Origin of the sequence: Arthrobacter sp. UNC362MFTsu5.1 (genome assembly GCF_000685965.1) — a bacterium.
GTDB lineage: Bacteria > Actinomycetota > Actinomycetes > Actinomycetales > Micrococcaceae > Arthrobacter.
On record NZ_JMLE01000006.1, the window covers coordinates 61,370 to 74,777 of the forward strand.

Below are 13,408 nucleotides of genomic sequence, written 5' to 3' on the forward strand. Positions count from 1 at the left end.
GGAAGGGTGGATATGTCCGGAAATCGCGAGATGGGCACGGAAGCGGGACTGGCTCTGGGAGCCGACGGAGTGCTCCGGTTAACGTGGCCGCGCGGCGCCGTGATCACGGCCGAGGACGCGGAGCGTGCCATGCTCAGGGTGAACCAGTTGTGCGGCGACGAGCGGCATCCCATGCTGGTGGACATGGCCACCACTGCCGATGTGAGCAGGGGCGCGCGCGCCGTTTTTGGCCGCCCGTGCCAGGCCTCCCGGATCGCCTTGCTGGGGGCATCGCCGGTTGACCGCGTCCTGGCGAATTTCTTTTTGGGAATCAACGCGGTGCCGTGTCCCACGAAGTTCTTCACGTCGGAGCGGGACGCCATCGCCTGGCTGTCTGTGACCTGATCTCCGGACCTGGCTGACCGGGCATCAACAGACGTGCCCTTATATTTGGACCATGCTCGCCGCCCTAAAGAAATATCTGATGATCCCCAGGCTGGTGCGATTGTCCGCCGGCGCACCACGGGACCACCATGTTGCCTGGGACCGGTTCTGGTCCTCCGTGAAAACCACTGGGGCCACCGGCGACGTTCTGTGGGACTCCGGCAGCGACCACGAGATGCAGGGTTACGTGCACAGGCTGCACCAGCACCTGGACCCCCGGCTGCCGGTGGTGGACATCGGCTGCGGCAACGGCAGCTTCACCCGGCAACTGGCCGCGCTCTTTCCGCACGCCATGGGAGTTGATGTCTCCGCCCACGCAGTGCGGCGGGCGCTCAGCGAGTCAGCCGGGCTGGCGAACGTGTCGTACCTCGTCCGTGACATGACGGCCCCCGGCGCCGGCGGCAGGCTCGGGGAAGAGCTGCGGCTGCTTGGCGGGGGAGCCGGGGCAGGGGCGAATGTCTTTATCCGGGGCGTACTCCACGTCCTGGGGGAACGTGACCGGCACGCCCTTGCCGAAAACGTTCGTGCCATCGCCGGAGCCGACGGGCGGGTGTTCCTTGCCGAAACCGACTTCCAGGGAAACGCCGTCGAATACGTCTCACACCTCGGCGCAACGCTCCGGTCCATCCCGTCGCCTCTCGAAGGGGCCATCCGCGGGCTGCCGATGCCAGGACGCTTCGGCGCGAAAGAACGGAACCTGGCCTTCCCCGCGGGCCGCTGGGAACTGATCGAGGACGGTCCCACGACAATCGAGACGATGCCCCTGTCCCACCCGACGCGGGCTGACCTCATCCCCGGCTACTTCGCGGTGCTCAAAGCACGGAACTGGGAGAAGTTCCCTTAATCCGTTCCCGGGAGGACTGTTTCGCGGATACAGGCTTCACCCGCACCCGTCGTGTCATGACTTGAGCAAGCCCCGTGTTACTCGCAGGCAAGCGCTTTCCGGCGGTTGCTGGCAGGATAGACCCATGCGCATTCTCATCGCTCCGGACAAGTTCAAAGGGTCACTGACTGCTGCGGAGGCTGCCAGTGCCATCGCCGAGGGGGCGCTGCGCGTCTATCCGGACGCGGTGGCCACGCAGTTCCCCGTGGCCGACGGCGGGGAAGGCACCTTGGAGGCCGCCGTTGCCGCCGGCTACGAGGAACGGCTGAACGCCGTCGTCGGTCCCATCCTGGCGCCCATAGGCGCGGCCTGGGCACTCCGCAAGGATGCTTTCGGCGGAGCCACCGCTGTGATTGAAACCGCCCAGGCCTCGGGGCTGGCGCACATGGAGCCGACGCCCGCCAACGCGCTGCGCGCGCACAGCTACGGCTGCGGCCAGCTCATCGCGGCCGCGCTGGACGCCGGGGCCACCGAAATCGTGCTGGGCGTGGGCGGCTCTGCCATGACCGACGGCGGCAGCGGCGCCCTGCGCGCATTGGGACTGAAGCCGCTGGACGCCGGCGGCAACGTGGTTCCGCTGGGCGGCGGTTCACTGGGGGATGTTGTAGGCGTTGACGTTTCCGGCCTGGACCCCCGGCTGGCTGCCGTGAAATTCCGGATCGCCGTGGACGTTCAGAACCCGCTGTTCGGAAACGACGGAGCTGCGTACGTCTTCGGTCCGCAGAAGGGTGCCGACGCGGACGCCGTGGAACTGCTGGATGCGGGGCTCCGCAACTGGGCGTCGGTTCTGCGGGAGGCCACGGGACGCGACGTCAACGTTCCCGGAGCCGGCGCGGCCGGCGGGTTCCCGGCGTCGTTCCTGGCTTTCAGCAATGCCGCCCTCGAAGGAGGCTTCGCCCTGGTGGCGGGCCTCACGGGCCTGGCGGTCCAGCTGGCCGAGGCGGACCTGGTGATCACCGGCGAGGGATCCATGGACTCGCAGTCGCTGGAGGGCAAGGCGCCCATCGCTCTGGCCGATGCAGCGCGCGAGCGGGGCATCCCGGTGATTGTGGTGGCCGGCCGCATCCTGGTCACACCGGAGGATCTGGCCAGGCACGGGGTGGTGGCCGCGGCGCAGCTGCTGGACGTCGCTGCCAGCCCGGAAGATGCCGTCGCCAATGCCGCCAAGTACCTCACCTGGGCCACCAGCCAGGTCCTCGAAGGGGCCTGACCCGGGCCGCTAAGCCCCGGTCTCGTAATGCGGTTCGGCCACAGGTTTGGACTCGGGCGAGCCCCGTTCGCGCAGGTAGACGGACGCGCCAACCAGCACGGCGACCGCCAGGAATTCGCTCTGCCAGTTCTGGAACGACTCGAACCAGAACCGGCTGGTGCCGAGGTAGCCGAGCAGCGTCACGCCCGGCTGGCCGTGGCTTTGTTGTTCCTGGCTGTACTCCTCGCTGCCGCCAACCGCGTGGAGGATGAATGAGGCGAGGAACAGCACCAGGAACATGATGGACAGGGAGTGCTCGTAGAGCTTGAGCACCCAGCCGCCGCGACGTACGGGCCACGGCGTGGCGGCCTTCATGGCTGCATCTCGGGGGTCCTCGTCCTGCGGGGCTGCTTTACCCATCGGCTTCGATTCCGAAGAGCCTTTTTGGAAAAGGAAAACCGTCAGGATGACATACATTCCCATCTGCAGGAACTCCGATTCCCAGTTCTCGAACGTGGCTTCCAGGAACGCCCCGGTGGCGAGGTACTCGGCCACGGTCACTGCCGGCTGGCCGTGGGCGAGCTGGTCCTCGCTGTAATCGCTGGCTCCGCTGACCACCATGCCGCTGAAGAACGCAAGGAACAGCCCCACGTTGGCAAGCATCAGACCGTGTTCCTTGGCCCACTTCTTCATGGCGCCTCCCGAATTTGACTGGTGAACTTCATTGAAGACAGCCTTCGAACTATCCTCGCCTGGCGCGTTTGTTGAGCTGGATCGGGACGATTACCAGCAGGATCAGCAGGACTGCCAGCAGCAATCCGCCTGCCGTGAGTCCCGCGTTGCGTCCTGCGGTTACGTCGAAGACCAGGGCTGATGTTCCGACGCTCAGGAGTGCGACGCCGCCGAGGGCAACCTTCGTAATGCTGTCCGCGCTCGAAACCAGGGTGGCCTTCAGCCGTTGCCGGAACAACCTGCGGTGGACGCTGACCGGCAAGAGGATCAGTGCTGTGGTCAGGGCGGCCAGCACCACGTTGGTCAGGTAGAGGCCCACCTGGAAAGTGTCGAGGTCCTCGAACCGGGACTGGAAGGGAAGCGTGAGCAGGAAGCCGGCAAGGATCTGGACGCCGGTCTGGAGCACGCGCAGCTCCTGGATTAGCTCCATCCAGTTGCGGTCCATTTGCTGCTCGACCGTTTCGTTCCTACCGTTGCCCGGCGTCACCTCCGGGTCCGACAATTGCCCACCTCCGGTTGCCGCGAGCGGCCGAGCATGGCCGCAACTATGTCTCAACCTAGGCTTGAAGGCCCCTATTATCAAGCACTACTAAGTTTACTGACTAATTTGGCCAAAACCGTGGACTTGCCTTGTGCGCTGGGATAGTTTCGAAGAGCCAGTCACGCACCGGACCAGAAACGAACTGAGACGTTAGCGAGGTGGAAATGACCGACGAAAAGCAGGATCACCAGCCCCGGGACCCCAGGGCGGGCTACCATGACGGACCGTTCCCGGAGCAAGTCCAGAAGCAGCCCGGGCTCACGGCGCCCATGGAGCCACAGCCGGACCACGGCGAGGAAAGCTACGAAGGAAGCAACGCGCTCCCCGGCAAGGCAGCGCTCATCACCGGGGGAGACTCCGGCATCGGACGGGCGGTGGCCATTGCCTTCGCCCGCGAGGGGGCCGACGTCGCCATCTCATACCTTCCCGAGGAGGAAGCGGACGCCCAGGACACCGCCGCGTGGATCCGCAAGGCCGGGCAACGCGCGCTGTTGCTGCCGGGCGATGGGCGCCGTGAAGACTTCAGCACCGGGATCGTGGCGGACACGCTCGCGGAGTTCGGTCGCCTGGACGTGGTGGTGCTGAACGCCGCCTACCAAAAGAACCGCGACAGCTTTGAATCGCTGCCCACCGAGGAATTCGACCGTGTGTTCAAGACAAACCTGTATTCCCTGCTCTGGACGGCACGGGCCGCGGTGCCCCATCTCAAGGCAGGCGCCTCCATCATCACCACCGCCTCCATCCAGGCCTTCAACCCTTCTCCGCAACTCATTGACTACGCCATGACAAAGGGCGCCCAGGTGGCGTTCACCAAGGCGCTTGCCCAGGAGCTTGGACCCAGGGGCATCCGGGTCAATGCTGTGGCCCCGGGCCCCATCTGGACACCGCTCATTCCCGCGACGGAATGGCCCGACAAGCTGCCGACGTTCGGCCAGGACACTCCTCTGGGACGCGCGGGACAACCCGCGGAACTGGCGGCCGCCTACGTCCTGCTGGCCTCGGACCACGGCTCCTATATCTCCGGGGCCGTGCTTCCGGTGACAGGCGGCAAGGGTCTCTGATCCCGTCCAGGTCCAGGGTCCAGACTTTGGATCCAGGCCCGCATCCAGCAAGCCAGCAATCCCTACCACCCAGGAGGAATGAAATGACGCAGGATAACCAAGGAACACCCATCGAGGAAGAGGGCGGGTACGGTACGCCCACTGTGGAGCAGGAAATGGGTGGCGCTGACACGAAGAAGTTCGCCCAGCCGCGTGAGCAAGAGGCGTTCGACGCCGCGGGCCTGAGCCAGGACAGCCCGGACGGCGAAACCTATCCTGCCGGAGCGCCGGACCTCAGCCAGCTCGGCGGTGAAGACCAGGACAGCGCCGGCGAACCCGGCGCCGGCCGTTTCGGAGGAACGGAGGATCAGTTGCACGCAGAGAGTGAAAGCACGGACCCCGGCTTTGAGCCGGCTGAAGGCGACGCCGCAGTGCCGTCCGCGGAGGCGGAAATGGATGGATCCAACACCGAGGATCCCGACGCCGGACGGCCCTTCTCGTCTGAACCGCCGCAGGACGCCGCCGGGATCCCCGACGGCAGCGGCACGGACCTGCCGGACAGCAAAGCCCCCAAGGACCGCGAGGACGATGCCTTCGACGCCGGATAACGCTCCGCCGGTAAACGGCCCGTGCGGGCGGCTGCCGAGGCGGCCGCCCGCACGCGGTGCTTAAGGCCGCTTCTTCGGAGTCCGCTTGGCGGCGGCGTTGATGGCGGCCTTGACTGCAGGGGGCAGGCCGGCCTGTTCGGTCTCCGGCTCAGCGACGCTGCCGCGGGCCTTCGCGATCGCCTTCATGCCGTGGTAGATCACCAGCGCGGCGGCGGAGCCCAGGGCGATGCCGGTGAACGTCAGCTCGCCGATGGTCCAGGTGTAGTCCGCGATGCCGATGATCAGCGCCACCGCTGCGGTGGTCAGGTTGACGGGGTTGGAGAAGTTGACCTTGTTCTGGACCCAGATCTTGACGCCCAGGATGCCGATCATGCCGTAGAGCATGGTGGCCGCGCCGCCCAGCACCCCGGCGGGAACCGTGGCAATCAGTTCACCGAACTTGGGGGAGAAGCTGAGGATGATCGCGAAGGTGCCGGCCACCCAGTAGGCCGCCGTCGAGTAGACCTTCGTGGCTGCCATCACGCCGATGTTTTCGGCATACGTGGTGGTTCCCGAACCGCCGCCGAAGCCGGCCAGTACGGTGGCGGCGCCGTCGGCCATCAGGGCGCGTCCGGAGACGCCGTCGAGGTTCTGGCCCGTCATGGCGGACACGGATTTCACGTGGCCGATGTTCTCCGCAACCAGCACCAGCACCACGGGAACAAAGAGGCCTACCACGCCCAGGTGGAATTCGGGGGTCTGGAAATGCGGCAGCCCAACCCACGCTGCGGCGTCCATCTTGCTGTAGTTGACTTCGCCGCGGAGCATGGCCACAAGGTAGCCCACCACTACGCCCACCAGGATGCTGAGGCGGCCCAGGATGCCCTTGAACAGCACACTCACCAGGATGATGGTGGCCAGGGTGATCACGGCGGTGACCGGGGCGGCGTCGAAGTTGTTTTTCGCGGCCGGGGCCAGGTTCAGTCCGATCAGGGCCACGATGGCGCCCGTGACGATCGGCGGCATGAGCCGGTTGATCCAGCCGGCCCCGAACTTCTGGACCACCGCGCCGATGACGGCCAGGCCCGCGCCGGCGAGCACCACCCCGCCCAGGGCCCCGGGAATCCCGAACTGCTGCTGGGAGGCCATGATCGGGGCTATGAACGCAAAGCTCGAACCGAGGTAGCTGGGCACCCGGCCCTGGGTGATCACCAGGAATAGCAGGGTTCCGATGCCGGAGAAGAACAGCGTGGTGGCCGGCGGCATGCCGGTGATGATGGGCACCAGGAACGTGGCCCCGAACATCGCCACGACGTGCTGCATTCCCACCCCGATGGTCAGCGGCCAGGTCAGCCTTTCGCCGGGGGCCACCACCTCGCCCGGGCGGACCGACTTACCGTTGCCGTGGAGCTTCCATTTGGTACCAAGCATGCTCATGGCCGGGAGCCTTTCAAAGGAGGATGTGTCGGGAGCGGGGAAGGAATCTTCCGGAGCAACATTACCGCGCAGGTCCGCCAGTGCGCCCCGCAATCCGCCCGGCCCCCGGGGAGCCTGCGCTCCGGGCCGCCCGCCGGGGAGCCCGGCCGCCGGGCTGCCCGCCAGGCAGGTCGCCGCTGTGGGGAAGGTCACGCGGGGTCACGGGAAGAGGAATGATTCGCTTGAAGTTGCAACTATGGATAGCAGAACTGCCGGCCGCCTTCGGGTGAGCGGGCCCAGCGAAAGGTATGCAGATGACAATTGCCCATGAAGAAGCAGTGATCGACGCAGCCGCAGTGGACGCGATTTTCGCCGAAGCCCGTACGGCCAACGCATTCACCGGAGAGGTCACGGACGAGCAGGCCCGCGCCATCTACGAGCTGACCAAGTTCGGCCCCACGGCGTTCAACTCCCAGCCGCTGCGCGTGACCTACGTCCGCTCCGACGAGGCCCGCGCACAGCTCGTGGACACCCTGGCCAACGGCAACAAGGCCAAGACCGCGTCCGCCCCGCTCGTGGCCATCCTCAGCTACGACACCGACTGGGCCGGGCAGTGGGACAACTTCCTCCCCGGCTACAACGCCCCCAAGGCCATGTACGACGCCTCCCCGGAACTGGCCGCCAGCACGGGCAACAACAACGCCCACCTGCAGGCCGGTTACTTCATCCTGGCGGTCCGCTCGCTCGGGTTCGCTGCCGGCCCCATGACCGGAGCCGATTTCTCCGCCATCGATGCGGCGTTCTTCCCCGCCGGGGACCAGAAGAGCTTCCTGGTGGTCAACATCGGCCAGCCCGGTCCCGACGCCTGGGGCGAAGCCAAGCCGAAGTTCGCCTACGAGGATGTAGTCCGCACCGTCTAGGTCCCTAGCGTCCGGGCCCGGAGTGTCAACGGGTCCGGAGTGTCACCGGGTCCGGAGTATCAACGGGTTGGGCGAGCCCTGATGCGCAGAGAGGCCCCCGGCACGATGGGGGACACGCCGGAGGCACTCTAGACACATTTTTGCAGTTGAATGCATGGCATGTGTCCTGGGCCACTTCCCATTTTAGTCCAAATCGCCACGCTGGCTACTGTGCCCGTCCGCGCTCGCGGACGGGCACAGCCGGCCTGCGCAGTGGCACACTGGCCCTATGCGGAACCTGATTCTGGTGGCTTTCACCGAGCCCGTCACCGACGGGCTCGTTTTTCCCCGCGACGACTGGCCCCTGCATATCACCCTGGTGAAGTTCGACGTCGACCCGACCTCGGGCGCCGACCCCACCGAACGGATCGCCGGACTCATCGACCTGCCCGTGCGGGCGGCCCTTGGCGCCCGGCTGACCATCGGCGCAGACGCCGGCTTCGGCCGGCGGGAGTCCATCCCGGTCAGTCTCGTTGAGCCCAGCCGGCCCCTGCAGGAACTTCACGAGTCACTTGTGGAGGTCGTGGCGGCGCTGCCCGGCCGGGTGCCCACGCCGGACCACACCCTGGCCAACTATCGTCCCCATGTGTCGCACCATGGTGACAAGCGCACCCGCCCGGGAGACGCCGTCGTACTGGACCGCGTGGCCCTGGTGGACATGGCGCCGGACGGAAACCATTCCGTCCGGCGCATCCTCCACTTGTGGGAACTTACGAAATAACCCCGTCAACCAGTGCCTTGGCTTCGGCCTGGACCTGCTTGAGGTGGTCGGCGCCCTTGAACGACTCGGCGTAGATCTTGTAGACGTCCTCGGTGCCGGACGGGCGGGCGGCGAACCACGCGTTCTCGGTGACCACCTTCAGGCCGCCGATCGAGGCGCCGTTGCCGGGAGCCTCGGTGAGCTTGGCCGTGATCGTTTCGCCGGCGAGCTCCGTGGCGGTGACATCCGACGGCGACAGCTTGCCGAGCGCGGCTTTCTGCTCGCGCGTGGCGGCGGCGTCGATCCGGGCGTAGACCGGATCGCCGAACTGGTCGGTCAGGCCCTTGTACAGCTGCGACGGCGACTTGCCCGTGACGGCGGTGATTTCCGAAGCCAGCAGCGCCAGCAGGATGCCGTCCTTATCGGTGGTCCACACGCTGCCGTCCATCTTGTTGAACGAAGCGCCGGCGGATTCCTCGCCGCCGAACGCGCCCTCGCCGGACAGCAGCCCGGGAACGAACCATTTGAAGCCCACCGGCACCTCGACGAGCTTGCGCCCCAGGCTTTCGGCCACGCGGTCGATGATGGACGAGGAGACCAGGGTCTTGCCGATCACGGACTCCGGGTTCCAGCCGGTGCGGTGCCGGTACAGGTAGTCGATGGCCACGGCGAGGTAGTGGTTCGGGTTCATCAGCCCGCCGTCCGGCGTGACGATGCCGTGGCGGTCGGCGTCGGCGTCATTGCCGGTGGCCACGTCAAAGTTTGCGCCGCTGGACATGCGGTTGATCAGCGAGGCCATGGCCGACGGGGAGGAGCAGTCCATCCGGATCTTCTCGTCCCAGTCCAGGGTCATGAAGGCCCACTGCGGGTCCACGGTGGGGTTCACCACGGTGAGGTTCAGGTGGTGGCGCTCGCCGATCTCGCCCCAGTAGTCCACCGAGGCGCCGCCCATCGGGTCGGCGCCGATCCGGACCCCGGACTCGCGGATGGCGTTCAGGTCCAGCACGGACGGGAGGTCGTCCACGTAGCTGCTGAGGAAGTCGAACTTGCCGGTCGTCTCGGCGGCCAGTGCGTCCGCCACCGGGATGCGCTTGACGCCGCGGAGTCCGTTTTCCAGGAGTTCGTTGGCGCGGTTGGCGATCCAGCCGGTGGCGTCCGTGTCTGCGGGGCCGCCGTGCGGCGGGTTGTATTTGAAGCCGCCGTCACCGGGCGGGTTGTGGCTGGGCGTGACCACGATGCCGTCGGCCTGCGGTGCGCCGGCGGGGGCGTTCCGGTTGTGCGTGAGGATGGCGTGGCTCAGCGCCGGGGTGGGCGTGTAGCCATGGCGGGCGTCAATCAGCACGTTCACGCCGTTGGCGGCCAGCACTTCAAGCGCGGAGTTCTGCGCCGGTTCGCTGAGGGCGTGGGTGTCCTTTGCCATATACAGCGGTCCGGTGATGCCCTGCCCGGCACGGTATTCCACGATTGCCTGGGTGATGGCCACAATGTGGGGTTCATTGAACGACGCCTTCAGGCTGGATCCCCGGTGCCCGGAGGTGCCGAACGCAACGCGCTGGCCCGGGTCGCTCAGGTCGGGGGAAACATCGTAGTACGCATCCAGGAGCGCAGTGAGGTCAACAAGGTCTTGGGGTTGGGCAACTGTGCCCGCGCGGCTAGCCATGGCACCAGCATGCCAGACGACGGCGGGACGCAACACGGTATGTCCGGAATCCGGCCCCTGTGACGTCGAATTTCATCCGGCATTTACCAATTCATTCCCCTTTGCATTTATTGAGGGGCAGTAATTGGCTGCGGAAAAGCGAGTAGTGGCGCCAAAAGTACCTATATACCGGCCGTCCCGCGGCTGCTAATTTCTAAACAAATTACGACGGCGGGCCCTCCGCCGCCGTCAGCGTGGCGGCGAATCCACGTCGGATTGGTCCAGGTCCGGATGATCCAGGGTGCGGCAATTCAAAGGAGGACAGCCAATGGCGGCAGGCGACGAAGCGTCGGAACAGGCCCGGCTGGCTGCCGAACGGATTGCACGGCTCAAACGCCAGCTGGAGCATGCCGAACGCGCCGAGGAACCGTGGGGTTCCGGTGCGGACGGAGAGCGCCGCACTGCCAGCCTGCTGGGCCAGCTGACCCCGCACGGCTGGTTCCTGCTGCACGACGTGCACTGGCCCGGACGGCCCCTGGCCAATCTCGACCATGTTCTGGTGGGCCCGGGCGGAATAGTGGTGGTGGATGCCAAGAACTGGTCAGGCGCCGTTGAGGTCCGGGCAGGCGTCCTGAGGCAGAACGGCTACTCACGGAACCCCGCCGTGGACGGCTCCCTGGGGCAGGCGGCCGCCGTGGCCGCCCTGGTCGACGCGCCGCACCGGCACCTGGTCCGCTCGATCATCTGCCTGACCGGCCAGCCCGACCTCGCGGAGGTGACGGGGTCCGGGGTCGAAGTGCTGGGCGTCAACCGGGTGGTTGCACGGGTGGCGGCCCTCCCGGCAGTGCTGGATCCGCAGTCGGTGATTGGAATCTACTCCCACCTGGGACAGCAACTGACGCAGCCCCAGTCGCCCGCAGCCTCGGATGTCCGCGGGAGCGCGGGCCGCCATCCCCCGGCTCGCCCGTTTCAGGGCGGCGCTTATCCGTCGCCGGTCCCGGCCCGCACCGGATACCGGTCCGTGGCTGGTCCACCGCACTTGGGAAGCCGGTCCCTGGGAAGCCAGCCCAACAGAGGCTGGCTGGTGGCCGGATTATGGAGCCTGCTGGTCCTGGGGATCGTGGTGTTCGCACTTTCGACGCCGCTCTGGAACCTGTAGGTCCTGCCCGCTGGCGTATCACGGGTGTATCACGGCCGCGCACCTCCGGGCGGTGCGTTGGTAGGCTGGTTCTAGCCTTTCAATAAGGGGAATTCCCATGTCGAACCAGCCTGCCCCCGGCGACGAGGGGACGCCACAGGGCTACCAGCCGCCGTCGTACATTCCACCGCAAGGGTCACAGCCGGCCGGACCCTACGGCGCTGCCTACGGGCAGCCGTCCTATTACGGCATGCCGCCCGAGCCCAAGGGCCTGAGCATCGCCAGCCTGTGCTGCGGCATCGCCGTCTTCCTTGGCCTGGGCCTCTTCATCCTGCCGCAGATTACGGCCGTGGTCCTGGGCCACCTGGCCCTGCTCAAGGAACCTGCCGGGCGGGGACTTGCCATCGCCGGCCTGATCCTTGGCTACCTCGGCCTGGCCCTGACCGCGATTGTGCTCACGTTCGCCGTGGCAGCGATTTTCGCCGCGGCCAACGCGGGGTATGGCTACTAGAACCGCTTCGAAACCGGCGCGTTCCAGCAAGTCCAGGTACTCCGCCACGGCGAAACGCTGCGGCTGGTGCAGGTGGACGGATGGTTCCGCCCACCCGCACCACGCCGTCGGTGACGTCGGGTCAGCGGACGCCGCCCATGAGCTTCTTGATGGCCGGCGACGCAGCCGCAAGGCCGACAGCCAGCACCATGGCCGTGCCGCCGATGCCGATGAAATACGGCAGTTCGTCGGCCGGGTTGTACAGCCCGGACAGGATGCCGGCCAGGGTGGTGCCCAGCGAGACCGACAGGAAGAACAAGGCCACCATCTGGGTGTGGAAGGCCTGGGGCGCCAGCTTGGTGGTCACGGACAGGCCGATGGGGGAGAGGAAGAGCTCCGCCAGGGTGAACAGGAACAGGATCCCCACCAGGGCCAGCAGGGGCGTTTTCCCGTCGCCGGCGAGGGGGATGAAGGCCAGGAAGGCCAGCCCCATCACGAACAGGCCGATGGAGAATTTCACGGCCGAGCCGGGCTGCTTCTGCCCGAGGCGGGTCCACAGTGCCGCCATGACGCCGGCGAAAATGATGATGAACACCGGGTTGATGGACTGCACCCAGGCGGCCGGCATTTCCCAGCCGAACAGGTTCCGGTCCAGCTTCTCTTCCGAGTAGACGGCAATGAACGTGAACTGCTGCTGGAAGAGGGCCCAGAACGCCGCTGAGGCGATGTACAGGGGGATGAAGGCCACCACCCGCTTGCGTTCGGCGCCGGTGACCTTGTTGCTGCGGAAGATCAGGGCGAAGTAGAGCACGGAGGCGCCGATCGCCGCGTAGGCCATGGACATGGCCAGGTTTTCGGCGTTCACGGTGCCGGTGGCCAGGAGAACAGCCACCACGACGGCGATGCCCAGGAAGATCAGGCCGTACCTGGTGCGCTGGGCGGCCGGCAGCGGGTTGGGTACGTGATGGGCTTCGTCGGGGAGCTTCCCTCGTCCCATGGCGTAGATGCCCAGGCCCAGGGCCATGCCGACGGCGGCAGCGCCGAAGCCCCAATGGAACCCCTGGCTTTCCTGCAGCCAGCCGGTGACCAGCGGGCCGATCAGTGCGCCGGCATTGATTCCCATGTAGAAGATGGAGAAGCCGGCATCGCGGCGTTCGTCCTTCTCCCCGTACAGGGTGCCCACCAGCGCGGTGGCGTTGGCTTTCAGGCCGCCGGAGCCGACGCCCACCAGCACCAGGCCGGCGATGAGGCCCGGAATTCCGGGCACCAGGGCCAGTGCGATGTGCCCGGCCATGATCAGGACGGCCGAGCCGAACAGGACCCGTTCCGAGCCGAAGAGCCGGTCGGCCAGCCAGGCGCCCAGAATGGTGGAGAGGTAGACTCCGCCGCCGTACGCTCCGACCAGGCTGGCAGCCAGGCCCTGCTCAATTTCGAGCCCGCCCTGCGCGGCCGTGAAGTACATGTAGTAGAGGAGGATGCCCTGCATGCCGTAGAAGGAGAAGCGCTCCCACATCTCTACGGAGAAGAGGCTGGCCAGCATCTTTGGGTGGCCAAAAAATGACGTATCGGCCGGCGTTGTAGCGGGACGATCGGATAAATGAGTTGTGCTCATTTACTTAAGGGTGACACCGGAGCGCGGGATTGTCACATTCGCGGCGCGAGGAAGCAAGG

Annotated in this window: 14 protein-coding genes; 9 read left to right on the forward strand and 5 right to left on the reverse strand. The window is 66.6% G+C overall.

What is annotated here, in order from left to right; all coding sequences use genetic code 11:
- Positions 1–12 precede the first annotated feature (12 nt).
- The 3 genes from BS38_RS0107780 (at position 13) to BS38_RS0107790 (ending at position 2,516) form a co-directional block, all read left to right on the forward strand.
- The gene (locus tag BS38_RS0107780; protein WP_028270280.1) at positions 13–384 is read left to right on the forward strand and encodes a DUF7793 family protein; all 372 of its coding nucleotides are present in this window, start codon (positions 13–15) and stop codon (positions 382–384) included.
- Between the two features lie 52 nt (positions 385–436).
- Complete coding sequence (locus BS38_RS0107785) at positions 437–1,267, forward strand: class I SAM-dependent methyltransferase (RefSeq protein WP_028270281.1); 831 nt, start codon at positions 437–439, stop codon at positions 1,265–1,267.
- A 124-nt stretch (positions 1,268–1,391) separates the two neighbouring features.
- On the forward strand, positions 1,392–2,516 hold the full coding sequence (locus tag BS38_RS0107790) for a glycerate kinase (protein WP_028270282.1): 1,125 nt from the start codon (positions 1,392–1,394) through the stop codon (positions 2,514–2,516).
- A 9-nt stretch (positions 2,517–2,525) separates the two neighbouring features.
- Here the strand turns inward: BS38_RS0107790 and BS38_RS0107795 are convergent, their stop codons facing one another.
- Entirely contained in the window at positions 2,526–3,188 is a 663-nt protein-coding gene (locus tag BS38_RS0107795; protein WP_028270283.1) for a DUF6766 family protein, read from the reverse strand.
- A 49-nt stretch (positions 3,189–3,237) separates the two neighbouring features.
- Complete coding sequence (locus tag BS38_RS0107800; RefSeq protein WP_028270284.1) at positions 3,238–3,729, reverse strand: DUF6328 family protein; 492 nt, start codon at positions 3,727–3,729, stop codon at positions 3,238–3,240.
- Positions 3,730–3,932: 203 nt separating this feature from the next.
- On the opposite strand from BS38_RS0107800, the gene BS38_RS0107805 reads away from it, so the two are divergent.
- Both BS38_RS0107805 and BS38_RS0107810 read left to right on the forward strand, forming a co-directional pair.
- Entirely contained in the window at positions 3,933–4,829 is an 897-nt protein-coding gene (locus BS38_RS0107805) for an SDR family oxidoreductase (RefSeq protein WP_028270285.1), read from the forward strand.
- 83 nt (positions 4,830–4,912) lie between these two features.
- Positions 4,913–5,416 (forward strand): hypothetical protein, encoded by a 504-nt coding sequence (locus tag BS38_RS0107810; protein WP_028270286.1) that lies wholly within the window; start codon positions 4,913–4,915, stop codon positions 5,414–5,416.
- 60 nt (positions 5,417–5,476) lie between these two features.
- On the opposite strand, the gene BS38_RS0107815 is transcribed toward BS38_RS0107810, so the two are convergent.
- On the reverse strand, positions 5,477–6,832 hold the full coding sequence (locus BS38_RS0107815; RefSeq protein WP_028270287.1) for a uracil-xanthine permease family protein: 1,356 nt from the start codon (positions 6,830–6,832) through the stop codon (positions 5,477–5,479).
- Positions 6,833–7,125: 293 nt separating this feature from the next.
- Between BS38_RS0107815 and BS38_RS0107820 the strand changes: the two genes are divergently transcribed.
- On the forward strand, positions 7,126–7,731 hold the full coding sequence (locus BS38_RS0107820) for a malonic semialdehyde reductase (protein ID WP_028270288.1): 606 nt from the start codon (positions 7,126–7,128) through the stop codon (positions 7,729–7,731).
- Positions 7,732–7,999: 268 nt separating this feature from the next.
- A complete protein-coding gene (locus BS38_RS0107825; RefSeq protein WP_028270289.1) occupies positions 8,000–8,491 on the forward strand; it encodes a 2'-5' RNA ligase family protein in 492 nt (163 codons plus the stop codon).
- Here the strand turns inward: BS38_RS0107825 and pgm are convergent.
- Positions 8,481–10,130, reverse strand: coding sequence for a phosphoglucomutase (alpha-D-glucose-1,6-bisphosphate-dependent) (gene pgm, locus BS38_RS0107830; protein WP_028270290.1), 1,650 nt, complete (start codon positions 10,128–10,130; stop codon positions 8,481–8,483). The genes BS38_RS0107825 and pgm overlap by 11 nt on opposite strands.
- Before the next feature lie 307 nt (positions 10,131–10,437).
- Between pgm and BS38_RS0107835 the strand changes: the two genes are divergently transcribed.
- Positions 10,438–11,268 (forward strand): nuclease-related domain-containing protein, encoded by an 831-nt coding sequence (locus BS38_RS0107835; protein ID WP_028270291.1) that lies wholly within the window; start codon positions 10,438–10,440, stop codon positions 11,266–11,268.
- Between the two features lie 97 nt (positions 11,269–11,365).
- Entirely contained in the window at positions 11,366–11,758 is a 393-nt protein-coding gene (locus BS38_RS0107840) for a DUF4190 domain-containing protein (protein WP_028270292.1), read from the forward strand.
- A 121-nt stretch (positions 11,759–11,879) separates the two neighbouring features.
- Here BS38_RS0107840 and BS38_RS0107845 read toward each other — a convergent pair whose 3' ends face one another.
- The gene (locus tag BS38_RS0107845) at positions 11,880–13,349 is read right to left on the reverse strand and encodes a peptide MFS transporter (RefSeq protein ID WP_028270293.1); all 1,470 of its coding nucleotides are present in this window, start codon (positions 13,347–13,349) and stop codon (positions 11,880–11,882) included.
- Positions 13,350–13,408 lie beyond the last annotated feature (59 nt).

Coding starts and splice junctions, on each gene's coding strand:
- BS38_RS0107815 (WP_028270287.1), bottom strand. CDS start 6,832: ATGAGCATGCTTGGTACCAAATGGAAGCTCCACGGCAACGGTAAGTCG.
- BS38_RS0107825 (WP_028270289.1), top strand. CDS start 8,000: ATGCGGAACCTGATTCTGGTGGCTTTCACCGAGCCCGTCACCGACGGG.
- BS38_RS0107780 (WP_028270280.1), top strand. CDS start 13: ATGTCCGGAAATCGCGAGATGGGCACGGAAGCGGGACTGGCTCTGGGA.
- BS38_RS0107810 (WP_028270286.1), top strand. CDS start 4,913: ATGACGCAGGATAACCAAGGAACACCCATCGAGGAAGAGGGCGGGTAC.
- BS38_RS0107840 (WP_028270292.1), top strand. CDS start 11,366: ATGTCGAACCAGCCTGCCCCCGGCGACGAGGGGACGCCACAGGGCTAC.
- BS38_RS0107820 (WP_028270288.1), top strand. CDS start 7,126: ATGACAATTGCCCATGAAGAAGCAGTGATCGACGCAGCCGCAGTGGAC.
- BS38_RS0107835 (WP_028270291.1), top strand. CDS start 10,438: ATGGCGGCAGGCGACGAAGCGTCGGAACAGGCCCGGCTGGCTGCCGAA.
- BS38_RS0107785 (WP_028270281.1), top strand. CDS start 437: ATGCTCGCCGCCCTAAAGAAATATCTGATGATCCCCAGGCTGGTGCGA.
- BS38_RS0107845 (WP_028270293.1), bottom strand. CDS start 13,349: ATGAGCACAACTCATTTATCCGATCGTCCCGCTACAACGCCGGCCGAT.
- BS38_RS0107790 (WP_028270282.1), top strand. CDS start 1,392: ATGCGCATTCTCATCGCTCCGGACAAGTTCAAAGGGTCACTGACTGCT.
- BS38_RS0107795 (WP_028270283.1), bottom strand. CDS start 3,188: ATGAAGAAGTGGGCCAAGGAACACGGTCTGATGCTTGCCAACGTGGGG.
- BS38_RS0107805 (WP_028270285.1), top strand. CDS start 3,933: ATGACCGACGAAAAGCAGGATCACCAGCCCCGGGACCCCAGGGCGGGC.
- pgm (WP_028270290.1), bottom strand. CDS start 10,130: ATGGCTAGCCGCGCGGGCACAGTTGCCCAACCCCAAGACCTTGTTGAC.